Genomic DNA, 23444 nt, shown 5'->3' with positions numbered 1-23444 from the left:
GAGTACATCCAGTATTACAATCACTCGCGTATCAGACTGAAGCTAAACGGCCTGAGTCCTGTTGAATACAGAACTCAGGCCGCTCAGGCATAGATAGAAAATCGTCCAACTTTGTGGGGTCAGTTCAGGGAGCATGGGAACGATCGGCCCGACACTTGCCAAGCCATTCGTGCGCCTTGCACAAAACGGATAACGATCTGCACCCAGCGGATATTGCCGCGCCGACACCCGCCCTAGCATGAGCCTGCCTGAATAAAAACAATGGAGGCGGCGGCCATGTCCCTGCGACCCGAATACCTTCACTCCCTGCTCGAAGATGACAAAGAACAGGGCCTCTTCCGCTGCAAGCGGGAGATGTTTACCGACCCGCGCTTGTTCGATCTCGAGATGCAGCACATCTTCGAAGGCAACTGGCTGTACCTCGCCCACGAGAGCCAGATTCCGAACAAAAACGATTTCTACACCACCACCATGGGCCGCCAGTCGATCTTCATTGCGCGCAACAAAGACGGCGAGCTCAATGCCTTCATCAACGCCTGCAGTCACCGCGGTGCGATGCTGTGCCGACACAAGACCGGCAACAAATCTTCCTATACCTGCCCATTCCACGGCTGGACGTTCAACAACTCCGGCAAACTGCTCAAGGTCAAGGACCCGGCTGCGGCGGGCTATCCGGCCAGTTTCAACTGCGAAGGCTCCCACGACCTGACCAAGGTGGCACGCTTCGAGTCCTATCGCGGCTTCCTGTTCGGCAGCCTCAAGGCGGACGTGGTGCCGTTGGTCGAGCACCTGGGCGAATCGGCGAAGATCATCGACATGATCGTCGACCAGTCCGCCGATGGCCTGGAAGTGTTGCGCGGCTCCAGCAGCTACATCTACGAAGGCAACTGGAAACTCACCGCTGAAAATGGCGCCGACGGCTACCACGTCAGTTCCGTGCACTGGAACTATGCCGCCACCCAGAACCAGCGCAAGCAGCGCGAATGCGGTGACGAGAACCCGACCATGAGCGCCGGCACCTGGGCCAAGCAGGGCGGTGGTTTCTACTCCTTCGACAAGGGCCACATGCTGCTCTGGACCCGTTGGTCCAACCCCGAGGACCGTCCGTTGTACGAGCGCCGCGACGAACTTGCCAAGGACTTCGGCCAGGCCCGCGCCGACTGGATGATCGAGAATTCGCGCAATCTGTGCCTGTACCCCAACGTGTACCTGATGGACCAGTTCAGCTCGCAGATCCGCATTGCCCGGCCGATCTCGGTCAACCGCACCGAAATCACCATCTACTGCATCGCCCCCAAAGGTGAAAGCGACGCGGCGCGTTCGAGCCGGATTCGTCAGTACGAAGACTTCTTCAACGTCAGCGGCATGGCGACCCCGGACGACCTGGAAGAATTCCGCTCCTGCCAGATGGGTTACCAGGGCAGTACCAGCACCTGGAACGATATGTCCCGTGGTGCCGAGCACTGGATCGAGGGTGCCGATGAGGCGGCCAGGGAAATCGACCTGCATCCGCTGCTCAGTGGCGTACGCACCGAAGACGAGGGCCTGTTCGTGCTGCAACACAAGTACTGGCAGGCAACCATGCTCAAGGCCCTGAACGAAGAGCAGTCGGCGCTGATCAAGGTGGAGGAACTGGCATGAACATGACCTACGACGCCGTGCGCGATTTTCTCTACCGCGAAGCGCGCTACCTCGACGACAAGGACTGGGACAACTGGCTGGAGCTGTATGCCGCCGACGCCAGCTTCTGGATGCCGTCCTGGGACGATAACGACGAATTGACCTGCGATCCGCAGCGGGAAATCTCGCTGATCTGGTACGGCAACCGCATGGGGCTTGAAGACCGGATCTTCCGGATCAAGACCGAGCGTTCCAGTGCCAGCGTGCCGGACACCCGCACCTCTCACAACATCAGCAACATCGAGCTGCTCGAACAGGCCGAGGGCCTGTGCAAGGTGCGCTTCAACTGGCACACCCTGAGCTTTCGCTACAAGACCGTCGACAGCTACTTCGGCAGCAGCTTCTACACCCTCGACGTGCGTGGTGACAGCCCGCTGATCAAGGCCAAGAAAGTGATCCTGAAAAACGACTACGTTCGCCAGGTCATCGATGTCTACCATTTGTGAGGCGCTCGCCATGGCTCATTCCATTGCACTGAATTTTGAAGACGGCGTCACCCGGTTCGTTGACGCCAATCCCGGTGAGACCGTGGCCGATGCGGCGTACCGCCAGGGCATCAACATCCCCCTGGATTGCCGCGACGGCGCGTGCGGCACCTGCAAATGCTTTGCCGAAGCCGGCCGTTACGAGCTGGGCGAGGAGTACATCGAGGACGCCCTGAGCAGCGAAGAGGCCGACGCCGGCTTTGTGCTGACCTGCCAGATGCGCGCCCTCAGCGATTGCGTGGTACGGGTGCCGGCGTCTTCGGACGTGTGCCGGACCCAGCAGGCCAGCTACAGCGCGGCGATCAGCCAGGTGCGCCAGTTGTCGGACAGCACCATCGCGCTGTCGATCAAGGGCGAGGCCTTGAGCAAGCTGGCCTTTCTGCCGGGCCAGTACGTCAACCTGGGCATTCCTGGCAGCGAGCAGACACGCGCCTACTCGTTCAGCTCGTTGCAGCGTGACGGCGAGGTCAGCTTCCTGATCCGTAACGTCCCCGGCGGCCTGATGAGCAGTTTCCTCACCGGTATCGCCAAGGCGGGCGACAGCATGAGCCTGGCCGGACCCCTGGGCAGCTTCTACCTGCGGGACATTCAGCGCCCCTTGCTGCTGCTGGCTGGCGGCACCGGGCTGGCGCCGTTCACCGCGATGCTGGAGAAAATCGCCGATCAGGGCAGCGCGCATCCTTTGCACCTGATCTATGGCGTGACCAACGACTTCGACCTGGTGGAACTGGACCGCTTGCAAGGCTTTGCGGCGCGGATCCCCAACTTCAGCTTCAGTGCTTGCGTGGCCAACCCCCAGAGCGTCCACCCGCTCAAGGGCTACGTGACCCAGCACATCGAGCCCCGCCATTTGAACGACGGTGACGTCGACGTCTACCTCTGCGGCCCGCCGCCGATGGTCGAGGCGGTCAGCCAGTACATCCGTGAGCAGGGCATTGCACCGAAAAACTTCTACTACGAAAAATTCGCCGCCAGCGCGGCGTAGGCACAGGAGATCGGCATGAACAGGTTTCACGAAAAAGTCGCGCTGATCACCGGTGCAGCCCAAGGCATCGGGCGCCGGGTTGCCGAGCGCATGGCGGCCGAGGGCGCGCGACTGGTGCTGGTCGACCGTTCCGAGCTGGTCTTCGAGCTGCAGGAACAACTGGGTCGCCGCCATGAAGTGCTGACCCTCACCGCCGACCTCGAGCAGTTCGCCGAGTGCAACCGGGTGATGCAGGCGGCCATCGAGCGTTTCGGCCGACTGGACATCCTGGTCAACAACGTCGGCGGGACCATTTGGGCCAAGCCGTTCGAACACTATGAAGCGCAGCAGATCGAAGCCGAAGTCCGCCGCTCGCTGTTCCCCACGCTGTGGTGCTGCCATGCCGCGCTGCCGTACATGCTGGAGCAGGGCAGCGGTGCCATCGTCAATGTCTCCTCGATTGCCACCCGCAGCATCAACCGCGTGCCGTATGGCGCGGCCAAGGGCGGGGTCAATGCGCTGACGGCGTGCCTGGCGTTCGAAACCGCCGAGCGCGGGGTGCGGGTCAACGCCACGGCGCCTGGCGGCACTGAAGCACCCCCCCGGCGGATTCCGCGCAACAGCGCCGAGCAGAGTCCGCAGGAGAAAGTCTGGTACCAGCAGATTGTCGACCAGACCGTCGACAGCACGCTGATGAAGCGCTACGGCACCATCGACGAGCAAGTCGGGGCGATCCTGTTCCTGGCCTCCGACGACGCGGCCTACATCACCGGGTTGGTGATGCCGGTCGGCGGTGGCGATCAGGGCTGAGTCACGCCGCCCGTGCCGATACCCGACGGGACAACCACCGGCTATGGGCGTAATGCGGCTCAATTAAACGAACGCGACCTCTGTAGGAGGAGCGCGCTCGCGATGAACTCAAGATCTACGCGCTTATTCAGAAAATACGCGTAATCGTTAACGTCCATCGCGAGCGCGCTCGCTCCTACCTAATGCGCTTTCATCTCCTGGACAGACCGGCATTACGGCTATCGGCGTGCCGTTCAAGCTCTGTGTTAAGATCGCGCCCCTATGCAAAACGGCACGAAGAGGGGTTGAACGAAGATGGCTCAGAGGATGGTGGTGCTCGACACCGAAACCACCGGCATGCCGGTGACCGACGGCCACCGGATCATCGAGATCGGTTGCGTCGAGTTGATCGGTCGACGCCTGACGGGCCGGCATTTCCACGTTTACTTGCAGCCCGACCGGGAAAGTGACGAGGGCGCGATTGGCGTCCACGGCATCACCAACGAGTTCCTGGTGGGCAAACCGCGTTTCGCTGAAGTGGCCGATGAATTCTTCGAGTTCATCAAGGGCGCGCAGCTGATCATCCATAACGCGGCGTTCGACGTTGGCTTCATCAACAACGAATTCGCGCTGATGGGCCAGCAGGACCGGGCGGACATCACCCAGCACTGCTCGATCCTCGACACCCTGATGATGGCCCGTGAGCGTCACCCGGGGCAGCGCAACAGCCTCGACGCCTTGTGCAAACGCTATGGTGTCGACAACTCCGGTCGTGAACTGCACGGCGCCTTGCTCGACTCCGAGATCCTCGCCGACGTTTACCTGACCATGACCGGCGGCCAGACCAGCCTGTCCCTGGCCGGTAACGCGTCTGACGGCAATGGTTCCGGTGAGGGCTCGGGCAGCCAGGCCAGTGAAATCCGTCGCCTGCCGTCGGATCGCCAGCCGACGCGGATCATTCGCGCCAGCGAAGCGGAACTGGCCGAGCATGAGGCGCGGCTGGCAATCATCGCCAAGTCCGCCGGCGGCCCCGCACTGTGGACCCAGTTGGCCGAGGCCAAGGCGCAAGGCTAACCGGCAGACGGTGAATCGAGCGGGTTGTTGTGGCGAGGGAGCTTGCTCCCGCCGGCCGGCCGGTCCGCGCTCGGGCGAAGCGGTCGTAATCCGGCAATTGCGTTCCATCCGAGCGCCCGCGGTGGCTGATTTCAGGGGCGTTTCGCACCCCAGCGGGAGCAAGCACCCTCGCCACAGAGGGGTGGTTGCCCTGTTTCGGAGCATTCACTCGCCACATCAGCCTCCACCCTCTACCCTGAGTGTATTGGCAGCCCATGGTCTGCCGTCTCAGGACGCTGAGCCCCCATGTATAAAGACTTGAAGTTTCCCATCCTGATTGTCCACCGCGACATCAAGGCCGATACGGTAGCCGGTGACCGCGTACGCGGCATCGCCAGGGAGCTGGAACAGGAAGGTTTCAGTATTTTCTCGGCCGTCGATTACGCCGAAGGGCGCCTGGTGGCTTCCACCCACCATGGCCTGGCGTGCATGCTGATCGCCGCCGAAGGCGCTGGGGAAAATACCCACCTGCTGCAGAACATGGTCGAGCTGATTCGCCTGGCCCGCCTGCGCGCGCCCCATCTGCCGATCTTTGCCCTGGGCGAGCAGGTCACGCTGGAAAACGCCCCGGCCGATGCCATGAGCGAACTGAACCAGTTGCGCGGCATTCTCTACCTGTTCGAAGACACCGTGCCGTTTCTCGCGCGCCAGGTGGCGCGGGCGGCGCGCAACTACCTTGATGGCCTGTTGCCGCCATTTTTCAAGGCGCTGGTGCAACACACCGCCGACTCCAACTATTCCTGGCACACCCCCGGGCACGGTGGTGGCGTGGCCTATCACAAGAGCCCGGTGGGGCAGGCGTTTCACCAGTTCTTTGGCGAGAACACCTTGCGCTCGGACTTGTCGGTGTCGGTGCCCGAGCTCGGTTCACTGCTGGACCACACCGGGCCGCTGGCGGAAGCGGAAGCCCGTGCGGCGCGCAATTTCGGCGCCGACCACACATTTTTCGTGATCAATGGCACCTCGACCGCCAACAAGATCGTCTGGCAGGCGATGGTGGCCCGGGACGACCTGGTGTTGGTGGACCGCAACTGCCACAAGTCCGTGCTGCATTCGATCATCATGACCGGGGCGATTCCCCTGTACCTGTGCCCGGAACGCAATGAACTGGGGATCATTGGGCCGATCCCCTTGAGCGAGTTCAGTCCCGAGTCGATCCAGGCCAAGATCAATGCTAGCCCGCTGACCCGGGGTCGTCCCGCGAAAGTGAAACTGGCGGTGGTCACCAACTCGACCTACGACGGCCTCTGCTACAACGCCGAGCTGATCAAGCAAACCCTGGGCAACAGTGTCGAGGTCCTGCACTTCGACGAAGCCTGGTACGCCTATGCGGCCTTTCACGAGTTCTTCGCCGGGCGTTATGGCATGGGCACCTCGCGCTCGGCCGACAGCCCGTTGGTGTTTACCACCCATTCCACCCACAAACTGCTGGCGGCCTTCAGCCAGGCGTCGATGATTCATGTGCAGGACGGTGGGGCGCGGCAACTGGACCGCGATCGCTTCAATGAAGCCTTCATGATGCACATCTCCACGTCGCCGCAGTACAGCATCATTGCCTCGCTGGACGTGGCGTCGGCGATGATGGAAGGCCCGGCGGGGCGCTCGCTGCTGCAGGAAATGTTCGACGAAGCCCTGAGTTTTCGCCGTGCCCTGGCCAATCTGCGGCAGCACATCGCCGCCGACGACTGGTGGTTCTCGATCTGGCAGCCACCGCTGGTGGAAGGCATTGACCAGGTGAGCACCGCCGACTGGCTGTTGGGGCCTGAAGCCGACTGGCACGGATTTGGCGACATCGCCGAAGATTACGTGCTGCTGGACCCGATCAAGGTGACCCTGGTCATGCCGGGCCTGACCGCGGGTGGTGCGCTGAGCGAACGCGGGATACCGGCCGCGGTGGTCAGCAAGTTCCTCTGGGAGCGCGGGCTGGTGGTGGAGAAGACCGGCCTGTATTCGTTCCTGGTGCTGTTTTCCATGGGCATCACCAAGGGCAAATGGAGTACCTTGCTCACCGAACTGCTGGAGTTCAAGCGCAGTTACGACGCCAACATCAGCCTGGTCACCTGTCTGCCCTGTGTGGCGCAACGCGACCTGGCCCGTTATCAGGGCATGGGCCTGCGGGATTTGTGCGATCAACTGCATGCCTGCTATCGCAGCAATGCCACCGCCAAACACCTCAAGCGCATGTACACCGTGCTGCCCGAGATCGCCCTGAAACCGGCCGACGCCTATGATCAATTGGTGCGTGGCGAGGTCGAGGCGGTGTCCATCGACCACTTGCAGGGGCGGATCGCGGCGGTGATGCTGGTGCCATACCCGCCGGGCATTCCGTTGATCATGCCCGGGGAGCGGTTCACCGAAGCGACCCGCTCGATCATCGATTACCTGGCATTTGCCCGCACGTTCGATAGCAGTTTCCCGGGGTTTGTTGCCGATGTGCACGGCCTGCAACATGAAGGCGAGGGCAATGGACGGCAGTACACCGTCGATTGCATCAAGATTTGAGGACGTTTCCCAGTATGCAGCCGGTGATCAATCCCAAGTACCCGGGCCTGGCCGTGCGTGTCGCCGACGAAGGTTTTGCCGAGTATGTCTGGTGCAGTGACTTCAGCTTTGAAGTCAAGGCCTATGCCGCCGCGCGGATTGACACGCCGGTGAGCGAGTGGCCGTTGCAGCCCATTACGCCTTATCGCAAATGCTACGGCATCGACCCCGAGGAGTTCGCCAGTTACCGCGATGGGGTGGACAGCGCGATTTTCATGGCCTTCCTGGATGATTTTCCGGTGGGGCACATCGTGGTCAGTACCAACTGGAACGGTTTTGCCCACATCGACGAGCTGGCGGTGCATGCTCCGGCGCGTCGCCATGGGGTCGCCAAGGCACTGCTGGACGTTGCGCAGTTCTGGAGCCGCAAGAAGAAGCTGCCGGGCATCATGCTGGAAACCCAGAACAACAACCTGGGCGCCTGTCGGCTCTATGAGCGCTGCGGCTACGTGATCGGCGGCATCGACCACCTGCGTTATCGCGGGATCGACCCGCAAACGGCCGAAGTGGCCTTGTTCTGGTACCGGGTCTTTGACAACCCGCTGGAACACCCGGTCAAGTCGCCAACATCGCCTGTGCTTGTGCCTTGAGGATGTCGAGCAAGGCTTCGACCGTCGGTGTTGGCGCGACGTTGTTCAGGGTCAGGGCGTAGAGGTTGATCGGCACGGCCGGTGACACTGGGCAGACGTCCAGGCCGCCAGCCCTGGCGCCGATGGCGGTAAAGGGGTCGACAACGGCCAGGCCTTCGCCGGCCTCGACCATGCTGCGCATCATCTGGTGCGTCTGCACCCGGGTATGGACGACCGGGGCCGGACGCAATGCCAGCAACTTGCTCTCGAACAGCACGCTGAGCGGGTCGTGGCCTTCCAGCCCGACCATCGACTGGCCGGCCAGGTCTTGCACGCCGATGTATTTCTGCCGGGGTTGCAGCCAGCCGTGGGGCGCCAGGAGTTGCAGCTTGCCCTGGGCAATGACCTGGCACTGAATGTCCTCGTGCTCCGGATCATGCAGGCTCAGCCCCAGATCGCTCTCACGCAGCAGCAGGCTTTTGACGATCTCGCGAGTGGGCAGGCATAGCAGCGAGCAGGGCACATCCGGGAAGCGCCGCCGCAAGCTTGCAATGCCCTGGGGTAGCAACTGCTGGGCCAGGGGCGGCGTGCCAATGACCCGAAGGGGAGGGGCCTGGTACTGCTTGAGGCTGTCGGCCAGGCGTTGCACCGGTTCCAGTGCTTCGTAGACATGGGCAATCTGAACCTGCAACTCACGGGCTTCGCGGGTCGCCTGCAAACGTCCGCGCACGCTGGCAAACAGCATGAAGCCCAGTTGCCCCTCGGTCTCGCGCAACAGGGCTTCGACCTCGGCCACCGGCAGTTGCAGCATCTCGGCGGCGGTGCCCAGATGGCCGGTTTGCAGGAGCGCCTGGATCACTTCGATATGACGTAAACGCATGCGTGAAGTCCATGTTCAGCAGGTGAAGGATTCATTGGCTGAATCCTAACCCAAGTCCGTGCCTGTGACTTCAGCGGATAAAGGCGGGTTATGACGCAACGCGGGGCTCAGGTTCGCGGATGAGGGTGACATTGGACTGCACCAGCAGGAATTCATTGTCATCGAGCTTGTTGACCCGGTCGCCAATGGCCAGCTTGTAAGTGGTCACGGGCGCAGCGCCTTCGATGCCCTCTGCCGACGGGGTGGATTCCTGGAACTCATGCACGGAATAGACACGGCCTTGCGCGTCTCTTGCATGGAATTGTCCGACGAGTACTGCTGCCATCTGCTTAGAACCTCTGGAGATAAGTCACTCAATTTGCGGCTCTATAGACCGTCGATAAGCGGTGTAAGTTTTCCCGTGGGAAAAAAATAATGTTTTGCCCTGATTCCATGATCTGGAGTCGTTGCGGGGCGGCTGGATCATCTATAACTACAGGCTCCTTTAGCCAGATAGTCGGGAGTCTCCCATGAGCAAGGTCTATACGGTTGCTGTCCTGGTGGGCAGCTTGAGAAAACAGTCGATCAACCGCAAGGTTGCCCAGGCGCTGATCGAACTGGCGCCGGCAAACCTTCACATGAAGATCGTCGAGATTGGCGATCTGCCGCTCTACAACGAAGACATCGACGTTACACCGCCGGCAGCCTACAGTACTTTCCGCGATCAAGTCAGTGCTTGCGATGCGGTATTGTTTGTCACCCCGGAGTACAACCGCTCGGTGCCGGCACCGCTGAAGAATGCCATTGACGTCGGCTCCAGGCCTTACGGCAAGAGCGCCTGGGGCGGCAAGCCGGGTGCGGTGATCAGTGCGTCGCCCGGCGCCATCGGCGGTTTCGGTGCCAATCACCATCTGCGCCAGTCCATGGTGTTTCTCAACGTGCCGTGCATGCAGCAGCCGGAGGCCTACCTGAGCAATGCCGGTTCGGCCTTCGACGAGTCGGGCAAGCTGTCGGAGAAACTGCAGCCGTTCTTGCAGAGTTTCATCAATGCCTACGGCGAGTGGGTCGAGCAGCATAAAAAGGCCTGACCCTGGTAGTCATGCTGTTCAGTCAAGAACCGTTTGAAGCGAGTGAGAGACCCGTGGCGAGCGAGCTTGCTCGCGCTGGTGCGCGAAGCGCGCCCAATAAAGCGACTGCGGTCTTTCAGAACGAACTCGGCGAAAGCTTTTGGGGCTGCTGTGCAGCCCAGCGCGAGCAAGCTCGCTCGCCACGGGGGATGTATTGAGCAACCCTATCCTTGACTGAACTGCATTGTGACCCTGGTAGTGCCAGTGCGTGCATTGGTAGGCACTGGCCAATCGGCTGTCGCTGCAACGGATGCTTTACCTTATATTCGAAATTCCATATATTTGCGCCTCCTATGTTCAGGCGTTGATTGCCCATGTCCGAAACCGCCAATCCCGTCGACGTGTTCAAGGCCCTGGCCGATGACACCCGCGCGCGTATCGCCTTGCTGATCTGCGCCGAAGGTGAACTGTGCGTCTGTGAGCTGACGGCGGCACTGGACCTGAGCCAGCCGAAAATTTCCCGTCACCTGGCGCAATTGCGCAGCAGCGGTTTGCTTGCCGACCGTCGTCAGGGGCAGTGGGTGTACTACCGCGTGCACCCGCAACTGGCGCCCTGGGTCACCACACTCCTGCAAGGTGCCCTGGCAGCCCACGGGCATTGGCTCGCCGCCGACATCGCGCGCCTGCAGGCGATGGCAGGCCGTCCGGTGCGCTGCTGCTGATCCCCCCTCATTATTCCTGTCTCCTCGTGTTGAAGGCTGTTGCGCATGCTGATCGCATCATTGATTTTCCTGCTGACCATTACCCTGGTGATCTGGCAACCCAAAGGCCTGGGTGTCGGCTGGAGCGCCGTATTCGGCGCCGTGCTGGCGCTGCTCAGTGGGGTGGTTCACGTCAGCGATATCCCGCTGGTGTGGGAAATCATCTGGAACGCCACCGGTACCTTTGTCGCGCTGATCATCATCAGCCTGTTGCTCGATGAAGCCGGGCTCTTTGCCTGGGCGGCCCTGCATGTGGCGCGCTGGGGGCGTGGCAGCGGGCGCAAGCTGTTCGCTTACATGGTGTTGCTCGGGGCGCTGGTCGCGGCGCTGTTCGCCAATGATGGCGCGGCGTTGATCCTCACGCCGATCGTGATGTCGATGCTGCTGGCCCTGCGGTTTTCCCCGGTGGCCACCCTGGCGTTTGTCATGGGCGCCGGCTTCATTGCCGATACCGCGAGCCTGCCGCTGGTGGTGTCGAACCTGGTGAACATTGTCTCCGCGGACTTCTTTCACATCGGTTTCAACCGTTATGCGGCGGTGATGGTGCCGGTCAACCTGGTGGCGGTCGCGGCGACCCTGGCGGTATTGCTGTGGTTCTTCCGTCGCGACATTCCGGCCCGTTACGACCCGCACCAGCTGGATGAGCCGAAAACGGCGATCCATGACAAGGCCACGTTCTTTGCCGGTTGGGGGGTGTTGGCGATTCTGTTGCTGGGGTGCTTTGCCCTGGAGCCGCTGGGGATTCCCATCAGCGCGATCTCGGCGCTGTGTGCCGCGTTGCTGCTGATGATCGCCGGCCGTGGGCACCGGATTTCCACGCGCAAGGTGATGAAGGGGGCGCCGTGGCACATCGTGATCTTCTCCCTGGGCATGTACCTGGTGGTCTATGGACTGCGTAACGCCGGGCTGACCGCGCAACTGGCCGGCTGGCTCGATGTGTTCGCCCAATACGGCGTCTGGGGCGCGGCCATGGGCACCGGGCTGCTGACTGCGTTGTTGTCATCGATCATGAACAACCTGCCCACGGTGCTGATCGGTGCGTTGTCGATCGATGCCAGCCAGGCCACCGGGGTGGTGAAGGAGGCGATGATCTACGCCAACGTGATTGGCAGCGACCTGGGGCCGAAGATCACCCCGATCGGCAGCCTGGCGACCTTGCTCTGGTTGCATGTGCTGCAGCGCAAGGGCATCCGGATTGGCTGGGGTTATTACTTCAAGGTCGGGATCGTGCTGACGTTGCCGGTGTTGCTGGTGACCCTGGCAGCACTGGCCCTGCGGTTGTCGCTGTAGACCGCCAATCCGGGCATCAAGCCTGCCCTGGTACGTTCGGCCACAAATCGGACACCACAAACAAGCGCTCGGCTTCCTCCCAGTCGCCACGGCTGTTTTCGGTCAAGCGCACCATCAACTGCGCCGGGGCCAGTGGTTCCAGGGCGCTGAGCCACGCCTGCAGCTGTTCATCGCTCCAGGTCTGGTCGGCCGGGTAGTGCGCCGGTGCCAGCCAGGCATGGCGGGGCAGGTGCTGCCAACGGCCGTGGGGACGCTGGGCGACAAACGCCAGCCAGTCCTTCTGGTGCAGCCAGCTGCCGCGCAGGTGTTGCGGATGGGCGCCACGCGGTGGTTCGCACAGTCCCGGCCACGGATACAACAGATAGCCCCCCAGCCACAGCTGTGCGCTGACGTGATGGATGCCCAGCGCGGCCAGGGCTTCGCGGCTTTCGGGGCGGGCGGAGATGGGGAGCTGATGCTGGCTCAGGTGTTCCAGTTTGCGATCCAGTCGGTCATGGCAACCGGGCCCCAGCCAGAGCGCGGGGTCATGGCCGTTGCCTCCCTGGGGGCCGAGGTAGAGCTTGATCGCCAGCTCCAGGTGATGCACGCCGTCGCCGTCACGCAGCAGCATGTCCAGCTCGCCCAATGTGTGCCCTTCGCGACGGATCGGCAGGTTGGCCGCCAGCAGTTCGATCCCGGGGGCATGCCCCACGGCAAACTGCCACAGGCGTTCGTAATACAGCCCCAGTCGCCGGGTGCGGGCCTGGGCCAGCCAATACTGCAGTGCGTGGCTGTCCTGGTCGAGCTGATGCAGCCAATGCTCCAGCTGTTGCGGGGCGCGTACCCAGTCGCTGCCGGCCAGCGGATGACGTTGCGGCCATGGCGTCGCACTGAGCATGGGCGGTGCGAGGATGACCCACGCCAGATCGCGCACTTGCGGGTGGTGCAATTGGTGGGGCAACTGGAGCAAATCGGGAAATAGGATCATCTTGCGAGCATAGACTCAAATAGGGGAGTCCCCGTGGCTGAAAGGATTTTGTCTACGGCCCGGTTTCGCCCATAATCGTGCTTTTGGCCGTCGCAGACCCTCGCAGGAGCCCCATGGAGCAATTTCGCAATATCGGCATCATCGGTCGCCTGGGCAGTTCGCAGGTGCTGGATACCGTTCGCCGACTGAAAAGATTCCTGCTTGACCGGCACTTGCACGTGATTCTCGAAGACACCATTGGCGAAGTCCTGCCTGGCCACGGCCTGCAAACCTCGTCGCGCAAGATGCTCGGCGAAGTCTGCGACATGGTCATCGTCGTGGGCGGCGATGGCAGCCTGTTGGGGGCCGCCCGCGCATTGGCCCGGCACAATATTCCGGTGCTGGGGATCAACCGCGGCAACCTGGGCTTTCTCACCGACATCCGTCCCGACGAGCTGGAAACCAAGGTCGCCGAAGTGCTCGACGGCCATTACCTGGTGGAAAACCGCTTCCTGTTGCAGGCCGAGGTTCGCCGTCACGCCGAGGCCATCGGCCAGGGCGATGCGTTGAATGACGTGGTGCTGCACCCCGGCAAATCCACCCGGATGATCGAGTTCGAACTGTACATCGATGGCCAGTTCGTCTGCAGCCAGAAGGCCGACGGCCTGATCGTCGCCACGCCCACCGGTTCGACGGCCTACGCGTTGTCGGCGGGCGGGCCGATCATGCATCCCAAGCTCGATGCCATTGTTATTGTGCCGATGTACCCCCATACCTTGTCCGGAAGGCCGATTGTGGTCGATGGTAACAGCGAGCTGAAAATCGTCGTGTCCAAGGATATGCAGATTTACCCGCAAGTTTCGTGTGATGGGCAGAACCACTTCACCTGCGCCCCCGGTGACACCATCACCGTGAGCAAGAAGGCGCAGAAGCTGCGTCTGATTCACCCTCTGGATCACAACTACTACGAGGTCTGCCGGACCAAGCTTGGCTGGGGCAGCCGTCTGGGTGGTGGAGGCGACTGATGCTCGATCCCGCGCGTAGCTACGACCTGATCGGTGACGTGCACGGTTGCGCTCATACCCTTGAGCATCTGCTGGACCGACTCGGGTACCACAGGCTGGGGGGCGTCTGGCGCCACCCGTCACGCATGGCGGTGTTCCTCGGTGACATCATCGACCGTGGCCCGCGCATCCGCGAAGCGTTGCACATCGTTCACGACATGGTCGAGGCCGGCCAGGCGCTGTGCATCATGGGCAACCACGAGTTCAACGCGCTGGGCTGGAGCACCCCGGCACCGGCTGGCTGCGGCAAGCAGTACGTGCGCGAGCATACGCCCCGGCATGCCCGGCTGATCGACGAAACCCTGAGCCAGTTCGCCCATCATCCTGCGGACTGGCACGACTTCCTGCAATGGTTCTACAAGATGCCGCTGTTTGTCGACGCCGGCCGTTTCCGAGTGGTTCACGCCTGCTGGGATGGTGCCTTGATCGACCTGCTGCGCAAGCAGCATCCCGATGGCTGCGTCGACGAACACTTCGTCCAGGCCGCGGCGATTTCCGGCAGCTTCGCTTGCATGGCCTTCGACCGCTTGCTGCGGGGCACCGACATGCGCCTGCCCCATGGCCTGACCATGACCAGCGGCGACGGCCTGATACGCTCGTTCTTCCGCACCAAATTCTGGGAAGACAATCCGCAGACCTACGGCGATATCGTGTTCCAGCCCGATGCCTTGCCCGAGCCGGTGGCGCAGACGCCATTGTCGGCTGTGGAAAAGGACACCTTGCTGCGCTATGGCATCGACGAGCCGCTGTTGTTTGTCGGGCACTACTGGCGCAGCGGCAAGCCGGCGCCGATTCGTCAGAACCTGGCCTGCCTGGACTACAGCGCAGTGCTCTACGGCAAACTGGTTGCCTACCGACTGGATCAGGAAACACGTCTCGACCCGGGCAAGTTCGTCTGGGTAGATGTCGAACGGCCGGAGGCCATGCAATGACTGCTGTTGCTGTTTTACGTCTGCCGCTGGCGGTGGACCTGAGTGGTTTTGTGAAGTTGCTGCAACGCATGCAGGTCCCTCACCGGGTCAGTGAGGAGGGCGGGGAGCAGGTGCTCTGGGTGTCGGACGCCATCAGCGAGGACGTACGTTCCTTGTACGAACGTTTTCCGGCGGGCGACCCCGATCAGCAACTGGACATTCCGACGCAGACTAGCGTCCAGCGCCCGGGGTTCGTCGAGCAATTGCGCCACAGCCCCATGACCGCGCTGGTCCTGCTGTTGAGTGCGCTGGTGGGCGTCGTGACGCTGCTGGGCGACAACCTCGATACCCTGCACTGGTTCACCTTCCTCGAGTTCCGCGTGGTGGGCGAGTACATCCACTTCACGCCGCTGGCCGACAGCCTGGCGGCGGGGCAGTGGTGGCGCCTGTTCACGCCCATGCTGATTCACTTCGGCTTCCTGCACCTGGCCATGAACGGCATGTGGTACTGGGAACTGGGGCGGCGCATCGAGTCGCGCCAGGGCGGTATCAACCTGCTGGGGCTGACGCTGCTGTTCAGCCTGGTGTCGAACTACGGCCAGTATCTTTATGGCGGTCCAAGCCTGTTCGGCGGGCTGTCCGGGGTGCTCTACGGCCTGCTCGGGCATTGCTGGATCTACCAGTTGCTGTCGCCGAACCCGGCGTATCGCCTGCCTCGCGGGGTGTTGGTGATGATGCTGGTATGGCTGGCCTTGTGTATGTCGGGGCTGATCTCGATGATCGGTTTCGGCGAAATTGCCAATGCGGCGCATGTCGGCGGGTTACTCGTCGGATGCCTCACCGGTTTGTTGGGTGGCTTGTACAGTCGCCGTAAACTCGCCCTCTAAATTGTTATGTCAATAAAGAGCACGGAGACCCTGATGTCCTCTTTTAACGAAATGATCGGCAACATCACCCCCGAGATCTACCAGAGCCTCAAGCTGGCGGTGGAGATCGGCAAGTGGTCCGACGGTGGCAAGCTGACCGCCGAACAGCGTGAACTGTCGCTGCAGGCGATGATTGCCTGGGAAATGCAGAACCTGCCCGAAGACCAGCACACCGGCTACATGGGCCCGCAGGAATGCAGTTCCAAGTCCATCGAAGTGCCGAATATCCTGTTCAAGTCGGATGCCATCCATTGATCGAGATTGGCCGCGGTGCAATCAGCAAGATGTCGGTGCGCCTTGACGCCTCGACGGTGCAATACGCTTTTCGCCTGGGCGATACCGAGGTGCCGGTCAATCCGATGATTGGCAGCACGGTTCGCCTGGAGTACCTGGGGGCAATCCATTGCATCCATTGTGGGCGTAAAACCAAGACCAGTTTCAGCCAGGGCTACTGCTACCCCTGCATGACCAAGCTGGCCCAGTGCGATGTCTGCATCATGAGCCCGGAGCGCTGCCACTACGACGCCGGCACCTGCCGCGAGCCCTCCTGGGGCGAGCAGTTCTGCATGACCGACCACGTGGTGTACCTGGCCAACTCGTCGGGGGTCAAGGTCGGGATCACGCGCGCCACCCAGTTGCCGACCCGCTGGCTCGACCAGGGTGCGAGCCAGGCGTTGCCGATCATGCGGGTGTCGACCCGCCAGCAGTCGGGCTTGGTGGAAGACCTGCTGCGCACGCAGGTGGCCGACAAGACCAACTGGCGTGCTTTGCTCAAGGGCGATGCGGCAGCGGTTGACCTCAAGCAGGTACGTGACCAGCTGTTTGCCAGCTGTGCCGAGGGCCTGCTGGGCCTGCAGGAGCGCTTCGGCCTGCAAGCGATTCAACCGGTGAGCGATATCGAGCCGCTTGAAATCCGTTACCCGGTCGAGCAGTACCCGGCCAAGATCGTCAGCTTCAATCTGGACAAGAACCCGATTGCCGAAGGCACGCTGATGGGGATCAAGGGCCAGTACCTGATCTTCGACACCGGCGTTATCAATATTCGTAAATACACGGCTTATCAGCTCGCCGTCCATCACTAGGCGTGCCCCAGTAAAAGGATTCCAGCATGCGCACCGAACAACCGAAGATGATTTACCTGAAGGACTATCAGGCGCCCGAGTACCTGATCGACGAGACGCACCTGACCTTCGAGTTGTTCGAGGACCACAGCCTGGTCCATGCGCAACTGGTGATGCGCCGCAACCCTGCCTGCCTTTTGAACAGTGCAGCGGGCCTGCCGCCGCTGGTGCTCGACGGCCAGCAGCTTGAGCTGTTGTCGGTCGCCCTGGGCGACGCCGAGCTTGCGTCCGGTGACTATCAATTGACGGAAAGCCACCTGACCCTGCACCCGACCAGCGCTACCTTCACGGTCGACACCAGTGTCAGGATCCACCCGGAAACCAACACCGCACTGGAAGGCCTGTACAAGTCCAGCGGCATGTTCTGCACCCAGTGCGAGGCCGAGGGTTTCCGCAAGATCACCTATTACCTCGACCGCCCGGACGTGATGAGCAAGTTCACCACCACCGTGGTCGCCGAGCAGCACCGTTACCCGGTGCTCCTGTCCAACGGCAACCCGATTGCCAGCGGTCCTGGCGAAGACGGTCGGCACTGGGCCACCTGGGAAGATCCGTTCATGAAGCCGGCGTACCTGTTCGCGCTGGTGGCCGGTGACCTGTGGTGCGTCGAAGACACCTTCACCACCATGACCCAGCGCACCGTGGCGCTGCGCATTTATGTCGAGCCGGAAAACATCGACAAGTGCCAGCACGCCATGAACAGCCTGAAGAAGTCCATGCGCTGGGACGAAGACGTCTATGGTCGCGAATACGACCTGGACATCTTCATGATCGTGGCGGTCAACGACTTCAACATGGGTGCGATGGAGAACAAGGGCCTCAACATCTTCAACTCCAGCTGCGTGCTGGCCCGCGCCGAAACCGCCACCGATGCCGCACACCAGCGGGTCGAGGCAGTGGTGGCCCACGAATACTTCCACAACTGGTCGGGCAACCGCGTCACCTGCCGCGACTGGTTCCAGCTGTCGCTCAAGGAAGGGTTCACGGTGTTCCGAGATGCCGAGTTCTCGGCCGACATGCACTCGCGCACCGTCAAGCGTATCGAAGACGTAGCGTACCTGCGCACTCATCAGTTCGCCGAAGACGCCGGCCCCATGGCCCACGCCGTGCGCCCTGACAGCTTCATCGAGATCTCCAACTTTTACACCCTGACGGTGTACGAGAAGGGTTCGGAAGTGGTGCGCATGATCCGCACCTTGCTCGGCGCTGAGGGTTTTCGCCAAGGCAGCGACCTGTATTTCGAGCGCCACGATGGCCAGGCCGTGACCTGCGATGACTTCATCAAGGCCATGGAAGACGCCAACGGCGTTGACCTGACCCAGTTCAAGCGCTGGTACAGCCAGGCAGGGACACCGCGCCTGGCGGTCAGTGAGTCCTATGATGCCGCCGCGAACACCTACAGCCTGACCTTGCGTCAAAGCTGCCCGGCGACACCGGACAAGGTCGAGAAACTGCCCTTCGTGATCCCGGTCGAACTCGGCCTGCTGGACAGCCAGGGGGCTGGTATTGCCTTGCGTCTTGCAGGCGAGGCCGCTGCCACGGGTACCTCCCGCGTGCTGTCGGTGACCCAGGCCGAGCAAACCTTCACCTTCGTCGACATCGCCGAACAACCATTGCCTTCCTTGCTGCGCGGCTTCTCGGCGCCGGTGAAACTGAGCTTCCCGTACAACCGCGATCAACTGATGTTCCTGATGCAGCACGACAGCGATGGTTTCAACCGCTGGGAAGCGGGTCAGCAACTGTCGGTGCAAGTCTTGCAGGAGCTGATTGCCCAGCATCAGGCAGGCCAGCCCTTGGTGCTCGACCCGCGCTTGATCAGTGCGCTGCGCAGCGTATTGGCGGACGAGTCCCTGGACCAGGCCATGGTCGCCGAAATGCTCTCGCTGCCCAGCGAGGCCTACCTGACCGAAATCAGCGAAGTGGCTGACGTCGATGCCATTCACGCGGCCCGCGAATTCGCGCGCAAGCAGTTGGCCGACAGCCTGTTCGACGGCCTGTTGGCGCGTTACCAGGCCAACCGCGAAACGTCGAAGAACACCTCGTACGTGGCCGAAGCCGAACACTTCGCCCGACGCAGCCTGCAGAACATCGCCTTGTCGTACCTGATGCTCAGCGGCAAGCCTGAAGTGCTGGCGGCAACCCTTGAGCAGTTCGATGCCTGTGACAACATGACCGAGCGCCTGACCGCGCTGGCGGTACTGGTGAATTCGCCGTTCGAAGCCGAGAAGGCCAAGGCGCTGGCGAGCTTTGCCGAGCACTTCAAGGACAACCCGCTGGTCATGGACCAGTGGTTCAGTGTCCAGGCCGGCAGTGGTTTGCCGGGTGGCTTGCAGCGGGTTCGCCAGTTGATGGAGCATCCGGCGTTCAACATCAAGAACCCGAACAAGGTGCGCGCGCTGGTGGGGGCCTTTGCCGGGCAGAACCTGATCAACTTCCACGCGGCCGATGGTTCGGGTTATCGCTTCCTGGCGGACCTGGTCATTGAGTTGAACGCGTTGAATCCGCAGATGGCGTCGCGCCAACTGGCGCCTTTGACTCGCTGGCGCAAGTACGACAGCGCTCGCCAGGCGTTGATGAAGGGCGAACTTGAGCGCATCCGCGCCTCGGGCGAGCTGTCCAGCGACGTGTTTGAAGTGGTCAGCAAAAGCCTGGCGTGATGCCGGTTGCGCTCGCACAGGCGTTCACGCGAACCCTGTGCGAGCGGAGCATGGCCGTTACGGGGCAGGCTTGGCCTTGCGTCTGGCGGTCGGTGCGGCTTTGCGCTTGCCGGTGGTCTTGCGCTTGTTCTTCCAAGGGGCCGCGCCTTTGCCGGCGGGGCTGGCCGGGCCGCTGATGGTCAGGCGCAGGCCGGCGCAGCGACTGACCTGCTTGCTCATCCAGGCGGCTTGCTTGGCGACGAATTCCTCGAGGCTCATTTCACCGCTCTGGACCATGTCCAGGGCCTGTTCCCAGATGGCCGTGGTGCCGGGGTCGGCGATGGCCCGGGGCACGGCGTCGATCAGGCTGAAGGCTGCGGGAGTGGCGGCCAGGGCCTTGCCGTGCTTGACCAGGTAGCCGCGATCCAGCAGGCCCTGAATGATTCCGGCGCGGGTCGCTTCGGTGCCGATGCCGGTGGTGTCCTTGAGCTTCTGTTTTAGCAGCGGATCTTCCACCAGTCGGGCGACGTTTTTCATGGCCTTGATCAGGTCACCCTCGGTGAAGGGCTTGGGTGGCTGGGTCCAGAGGTCCTTGAGGGTTACGCCGGCAACCGGATAGTCCTGGCCCTGGGTCAACGGCGGCAGGTTCTGCGGTGCCGGTGCTTCGCGTCCCTTGGCCGGGGCCAGGGCTTCGGGCAGGGCGCGTTTCCAGCCGGCTTCCACCACCTGTTTACCGACCGCTCGAAGGACCTGGCCGGCACAGTCGAAGTCGGCCTGGGTGCGATCGTACTCGTGGTTGGGCAGGAACTGCGCCAGATACCGGGCGCGAATCAGGGTGTAGACCGCCCGGTGCTTGCCAGTCAGGCGTTCGAAGTTTTGCGCCGCCGCGGTCGGGATGATGCCGTGGTGAGCGCTGACCTTGGCGTCGTTCCAGGCCCGGGAGCGGCGCTGCGGATCAAGGTGCCTGGCCAGTTCGCCAAGGCTTGGATCGGCACGCCCGAGCGCCGCGAGAATGGCGGGTGCCTCGCTGTGCTGGCTGATCGGCAGGTAGCCGCAGTCACTGCGTGGGTAGGTGATGACTTTGTAGGTTTCGTATAACGCCTGGGCGACGTCGAGGGTTTCCTGGGCGCCGAGGCCGAGTTTCTTCGAGCAGATCTCCTGCAGGGTGCCCAGGTCGAACGGCAGCGGGGCGACTTCGCGGACCCGTTCGGTGCGTAGTTTGACCAGCCGCGCACTGGCGGCGTTGCCCATGGCGCTGGCGGCTTCCCTGGCCAACGCCGGGTCAAGGCAGCGGTCATGCTCATCGCAGACCTGGGGGGGCGCACGCCACTGGGCGGTGAACGGCGTACCGGCGTGCAGCAGTTGTACGTCAATCGCCCAGTACGGCACCGGCACGAAGTCGGCAATGCTGCGGTCGCGGTCCACCACCAGGCGCAAGGTCGGGGTTTGCACCCGGCCGACCGGCAATACGCCCTGGTAGCCGGACTGGCGCCCGAGCAGGGTGAACAAGCGACTCATGTTCATGCCGATCAGCCAGTCCGCCCGCGAGCGACCCAACGCCGAGTGATACAGGCTGAAGGTGTCGGCGCCAGGCTTGAGTGCGCCCAGGGCCTTGCGAATCGAGGCGTCGTCCAGCGCCGAAAGCCACAGGCGCTGGATCGGCCCGCGATAACGACAATGCTCCACCAGCTCACGGGCGATCATCTCGCCTTCACGGTCGGCGTCGGTGGCGATCACCAACTCCTGAGCTTCGCCCAGCAGCCGCTTGACCGCCTTGAACTGGCTGGCGGTCTTGGGCTTGACCTGCATCTTCCACTTCTCGGGAACGATCGGCAGGTCTTCCAGCACCCAGCGCTTATAGCGTGCGTCGTAGGCGTCCGGCGGGGCGGTTTCGAGCAAGTGGCCGATGCACCAGGTGACCGTGATCCCGCTTCCCAGCCAGCAACCGTCACCACGCCGGCTGGCGCCGAGCACGGCGGCAATGTCTTTGGCCTGGGAAGGTTTTTCACACAGAAACAGCCGCATAACCACCATCAGTCATCAGGTTTGAAAGGTGCACAGCATGCGCGGTACGGCGGTATGGATCAATCTTTATCTGTATGGATGTACAGCAAAAGACGTTGCGGCGGATTGCCCCGCACGCCACGCCCGGCAGATGACGAAATTGTAATCGGCCAATCATCTCCACGTTATCTCGCGCTTGCCACGATACCCCTCGGCGGCTTCGGGGCACCCGGCCCCGCCTACAACAAGACCCAAGCCTGGGAACGGTTTCCGTTCTGCCGAACATTCACAGGAGCAACAGATGAACAACACAACACCTTTCACCGTGGCGGCGCTGGCGGCCCTGCTCGGTGTCGCGCCATCGTGGGCGCTGGCCGAGGAAAAGGCCGAAGGCTTTATCGAGGGCAGCAGCCTGACGGTGCTCAACCGCAACTACTACTTCAACCGTGACAACCGCAAGGGCCAGTCCAGTCCTACTGGCAATGGATATTCCGAAGCCTGGGCCCAGGGCATCATCGGTAACTTCGAGTCGGGATTCACCCAGGGCACCGTGGGCGTGGGGGTCGATGCCTTTGCCATGATCGGGCTGAAACTGGACACTGGCGATGGTCGCAACGGCGGCCGCAGTTCATTCGATGTGCTGCCGGTCAACAGTGACGGCGAGGCGAGTGACGAGTACACCAAGGTCGGTGGCGCCGCCAAGGTCCGGGCGTTCGATACGGTGGTCAAGGTCGGCGATGTGTTTCCCGCCACCCCCGTGGTGGCTGCCGGCGACTCGCGGTTGCTGCCGGAGAGCTTCACCGGGGTGACCGCCAGCAACACCAGTATTGATGGCCTGACCGTGCAGGGCGGGCGCCTGCATGCCATGAGCCAGCCGACGTCGAGCAACATGCGCGACAACTTCGAGACCTTTTACGCCGGCCCCGTGGATTCACCCTGGATGGCCTACTTCGGGGGCGACTACAACCTCGACAGCCATGTCAGCTTCAGCCTGTACTCCAGCCGCCTCAAGGACGCCTGGAACCAGTACTACGCGGGCACGACCCTGAGTTATCCGCTGTCCGACGAGGTCTCGTTGTTCGGCGGCTTCAACTATTACAAGGCGGTGGACGAGGGCAAGCAGTTGCTGGGGGCGTTCGACAACAACATCTGGAGCGCCAGGGCGGGCGTCGCGTTCGGTGCCCACAGCGTGGCGTTGTCCCACCAGCGCAACAACGGCAATGACGACTTCGATTACCTGCGCCAGTCGGACTCGATCTACCTCGACAACTCGATCCAGTACAGCGATTTCAACGCGCCCAAGGAGCGTTCCTGGATGGTGCGCTATGACCTGGACATGACCACCTATGGTGTGCCCGGGTTGTCCTTCATGACCCGTTATGGCCGTGGCAGCGACGCCGACTATGGCAACGCCAACTCGGTGTACGTGCGCCGTGACGATGCGGGCAATCCGTTGACCGACCAGAAGCGCTGGGAGCGCGATATCGAAGCCAAATACGTGGTCCAGGCCGGCAAGCTCAAGGACATGTCGTTCCGGGTGCGCCAGGCCACCACCCGCGCCACGGACTTCGAGTCGGATCTGGACGAAGTACGGTTGATTGTCGAATACCCGATGACAATTCTGTAACAAACCTGCTCAAAACCTGAACATGTCAAGAATGTAATGCCGCGAACATGCTCCTGTTAGCTTGGCTTTTTTATCATTCACGGGAACCCAA

At 62.2% G+C, this 23444-nt stretch carries 22 protein-coding genes; 18 read left to right on the top strand and 4 right to left on the bottom strand.

Features of this window, described 5'->3' with window-relative positions; genetic code table 11:
• From CKW07_RS08420 to CKW07_RS08385, 8 genes are all read left to right on the top strand, one after another.
• Positions 1 to 93 (top strand): IS3 family transposase (locus CKW07_RS08420; protein WP_141234440.1); only part of this gene is annotated, 93 nt, incomplete at its 5' end.
• A 183-nt stretch (positions 94 to 276) separates the two neighbouring features.
• Positions 277 to 1641, top strand: coding sequence for a benzoate 1,2-dioxygenase large subunit (gene benA / locus CKW07_RS08415; RefSeq protein ID WP_095144484.1), 1365 nt, complete (start codon positions 277 to 279; stop codon positions 1639 to 1641).
• Positions 1638 to 2126 (top strand): benzoate 1,2-dioxygenase small subunit, encoded by a 489-nt coding sequence (gene benB / locus CKW07_RS08410; protein ID WP_095144469.1) that lies wholly within the window; start codon positions 1638 to 1640, stop codon positions 2124 to 2126. The genes benA and benB overlap by 4 nt, the downstream gene beginning before the upstream one ends.
• 10 nt (positions 2127 to 2136) lie before the next feature.
• Positions 2137 to 3150 (top strand): benzoate 1,2-dioxygenase electron transfer component BenC, encoded by a 1014-nt coding sequence (benC, locus tag CKW07_RS08405; protein WP_095144468.1) that lies wholly within the window; start codon positions 2137 to 2139, stop codon positions 3148 to 3150.
• A 15-nt stretch (positions 3151 to 3165) separates the two neighbouring features.
• Complete coding sequence (locus CKW07_RS08400) at positions 3166 to 3939, top strand: 1,6-dihydroxycyclohexa-2,4-diene-1-carboxylate dehydrogenase (protein WP_095144467.1); 774 nt, start codon at positions 3166 to 3168, stop codon at positions 3937 to 3939.
• Between the two features lie 294 nt (positions 3940 to 4233).
• Complete coding sequence (gene dnaQ, locus CKW07_RS08395; RefSeq protein ID WP_095144466.1) at positions 4234 to 4992, top strand: DNA polymerase III subunit epsilon; 759 nt, start codon at positions 4234 to 4236, stop codon at positions 4990 to 4992.
• A gap of 285 nt (positions 4993 to 5277) precedes the next feature.
• The gene (locus CKW07_RS08390) at positions 5278 to 7533 is read left to right on the top strand and encodes an Orn/Lys/Arg decarboxylase N-terminal domain-containing protein (RefSeq protein ID WP_095144465.1); all 2256 of its coding nucleotides are present in this window, start codon (positions 5278 to 5280) and stop codon (positions 7531 to 7533) included.
• 14 nt (positions 7534 to 7547) lie between these two features.
• Positions 7548 to 8162, top strand: a complete 615-nt coding sequence (locus CKW07_RS08385) for a GNAT family N-acetyltransferase (RefSeq protein WP_095144464.1) — start codon at positions 7548 to 7550, stop codon at positions 8160 to 8162.
• Here CKW07_RS08385 and CKW07_RS08380 read toward each other — a convergent pair.
• Positions 8128 to 9021: a LysR substrate-binding domain-containing protein gene (locus CKW07_RS08380; protein WP_095144463.1), complete on the bottom strand. Its 894-nt coding sequence runs from the start codon at positions 9019 to 9021 to the stop codon at positions 8128 to 8130. The genes CKW07_RS08385 and CKW07_RS08380 overlap by 35 nt on opposite strands.
• A gap of 88 nt (positions 9022 to 9109) precedes the next feature.
• On the bottom strand, positions 9110 to 9346 hold the full coding sequence (locus CKW07_RS08375) for a hypothetical protein (protein ID WP_095077127.1): 237 nt from the start codon (positions 9344 to 9346) through the stop codon (positions 9110 to 9112).
• 184 nt (positions 9347 to 9530) lie between these two features.
• Here CKW07_RS08375 and CKW07_RS08370 point away from each other — a divergent pair, with 184 nt between their 5' ends.
• The 3 genes from CKW07_RS08370 (at position 9531) to CKW07_RS08360 (ending at position 12118) form a co-directional block, all read left to right on the top strand.
• A complete protein-coding gene (locus tag CKW07_RS08370) occupies positions 9531 to 10088 on the top strand; it encodes an NADPH-dependent FMN reductase (protein WP_095077126.1) in 558 nt (185 codons plus the stop codon).
• Between the two features lie 353 nt (positions 10089 to 10441).
• Positions 10442 to 10789: a metalloregulator ArsR/SmtB family transcription factor gene (locus tag CKW07_RS08365; RefSeq protein WP_095144462.1), complete on the top strand. Its 348-nt coding sequence runs from the start codon at positions 10442 to 10444 to the stop codon at positions 10787 to 10789.
• Between the two features lie 45 nt (positions 10790 to 10834).
• Complete coding sequence (locus tag CKW07_RS08360) at positions 10835 to 12118, top strand: arsenic transporter (protein ID WP_095144461.1); 1284 nt, start codon at positions 10835 to 10837, stop codon at positions 12116 to 12118.
• Positions 12119 to 12134: 16 nt separating this feature from the next.
• On the opposite strand, the gene CKW07_RS08355 is transcribed toward CKW07_RS08360, so the two are convergent.
• Complete coding sequence (locus CKW07_RS08355; protein ID WP_095144460.1) at positions 12135 to 13085, bottom strand: DUF1853 family protein; 951 nt, start codon at positions 13083 to 13085, stop codon at positions 12135 to 12137.
• 113 nt (positions 13086 to 13198) lie between these two features.
• Here CKW07_RS08355 and CKW07_RS08350 point away from each other — a divergent pair, with 113 nt between their 5' ends.
• Genes CKW07_RS08350 through pepN form a run of 6 tightly spaced genes read left to right on the top strand, consistent with a single transcriptional unit; the run spans position 13199 to position 19743 of the window.
• Complete coding sequence (locus tag CKW07_RS08350; RefSeq protein ID WP_095144459.1) at positions 13199 to 14089, top strand: NAD(+) kinase; 891 nt, start codon at positions 13199 to 13201, stop codon at positions 14087 to 14089.
• A complete protein-coding gene (locus CKW07_RS08345; protein WP_095144458.1) occupies positions 14089 to 15060 on the top strand; it encodes a metallophosphoesterase in 972 nt (323 codons plus the stop codon). The genes CKW07_RS08350 and CKW07_RS08345 overlap by 1 nt, the downstream gene beginning before the upstream one ends.
• A complete protein-coding gene (locus tag CKW07_RS08340; RefSeq protein ID WP_095144457.1) occupies positions 15057 to 15926 on the top strand; it encodes a rhomboid family intramembrane serine protease in 870 nt (289 codons plus the stop codon). The genes CKW07_RS08345 and CKW07_RS08340 overlap by 4 nt, the downstream gene beginning before the upstream one ends.
• A gap of 33 nt (positions 15927 to 15959) precedes the next feature.
• Positions 15960 to 16220 (top strand): YeaC family protein, encoded by a 261-nt coding sequence (locus tag CKW07_RS08335; RefSeq protein WP_095077118.1) that lies wholly within the window; start codon positions 15960 to 15962, stop codon positions 16218 to 16220.
• A complete protein-coding gene (locus CKW07_RS08330; protein ID WP_095144456.1) occupies positions 16217 to 17047 on the top strand; it encodes a DUF2797 domain-containing protein in 831 nt (276 codons plus the stop codon). Before CKW07_RS08335 ends, CKW07_RS08330 begins: the two co-directional genes overlap by 4 nt.
• Before the next feature lie 26 nt (positions 17048 to 17073).
• Positions 17074 to 19743 carry an aminopeptidase N gene (gene pepN / locus CKW07_RS08325; RefSeq protein WP_095144455.1) on the top strand — a complete coding sequence of 890 codons (2670 nt, stop codon included), beginning with the start codon at positions 17074 to 17076 and terminating at the stop codon, positions 19741 to 19743.
• Positions 19744 to 19800: 57 nt separating this feature from the next.
• Here pepN and CKW07_RS08320 read toward each other — a convergent pair whose 3' ends face one another.
• Positions 19801 to 21747, bottom strand: coding sequence for a DNA topoisomerase III (locus tag CKW07_RS08320; protein ID WP_095144454.1), 1947 nt, complete (start codon positions 21745 to 21747; stop codon positions 19801 to 19803).
• A 280-nt stretch (positions 21748 to 22027) separates the two neighbouring features.
• Between CKW07_RS08320 and CKW07_RS08315 the strand changes: the two genes are divergently transcribed.
• Positions 22028 to 23353 carry an OprD family porin gene (locus CKW07_RS08315; protein ID WP_095144453.1) on the top strand — a complete coding sequence of 442 codons (1326 nt, stop codon included), beginning with the start codon at positions 22028 to 22030 and terminating at the stop codon, positions 23351 to 23353.
• Positions 23354 to 23444: the final 91 nt, after the last annotated feature.

The sequence above is a fragment of the Pseudomonas sp. Irchel s3b6 genome (assembly GCF_900187415.1).
In the GTDB taxonomy this organism is placed as follows: domain Bacteria; phylum Pseudomonadota; class Gammaproteobacteria; order Pseudomonadales; family Pseudomonadaceae; genus Aquipseudomonas.
This window is presented reverse-complemented; position numbering and strand designations above follow the sequence as displayed.